The 722-nt window shown below is 49.4% G+C and carries 2 rRNA genes; both read right to left on the bottom strand.

Annotation, left to right across the window (positions count from 1 at the left end):
• Positions 1–138: ribosomal RNA gene (locus AC0LWF_RS27785) — 23S ribosomal RNA — on the bottom strand; the annotation flags it as partial.
• A gap of 455 nt (positions 139–593) precedes the next feature.
• Positions 594–722, bottom strand: a 16S ribosomal RNA gene (locus tag AC0LWF_RS27780); the annotation flags it as partial.

Raw genomic sequence — 722 nt, 5'->3', positions numbered from 1 at the left:
ACTCCAGCCGGGTTTCCCCATTCGGACATCCCCGGATCAAAGCCTGCTTACGGCTCCCCGAGGCATTTCGTCGTTCGCCACGTCCTTCTTCGGCTCCTAGCGCCTAGGCATCCTCCGTGCGCTCTTAGTAGCTTAACCTAGTTGCAACTGTTAAGTTGGCAACCTTTGCTCCGGTTTAATGTGTCTGTTTGAGCTTCAGTTGGTGCGGCCGCTTCAGTCCCGCCAGATTCGATGATCTCTCCCGTGGTCTTCGACCAAAGTCGTTCTCATTCGAACTGTCGGCGCTTACGCTCCGTACCAAAGGCAGTCAAAAGACAAAACCTTCGCTTGCAGCACATGCTGCAATACTTCGTTAATCTCAGCTAAGAGATATTTCGCAAATTTCATATCCAGTTTTCAAGGTGCAAGTCCGTAAGTGTAACGACTAATTGAATCAGGCGGCACTTAGCGGCAAGTGATCTGAGGCAGTAAAAAAACTACCATCAATTTTTTTTGTTGAAGGATTTATTCCTTCAAAACTGAACATGAGCGAACCTGTCGGTTTGCATCTTTCGATGCTATCTGATCATCATCGTGATCAGTTATTTCCTTAGAAAGGAGGTGATCCAGCCGCACCTTCCGATACGGCTACCTTGTTACGACTTCACCCCAATCATCTACCCCACCTTCGGCGGCTGGCTCCCTTGCGGGTTACCCCACCGACTTCGGGTGTTGTAAACTCT

The sequence above is a fragment of the Paenibacillus sp. sgz302114 genome, assembly GCF_056120345.1.
The sequence above is the reverse complement of the archived record's forward strand: the minus strand, read 5'-3'. Positions and strand labels throughout refer to the sequence as shown.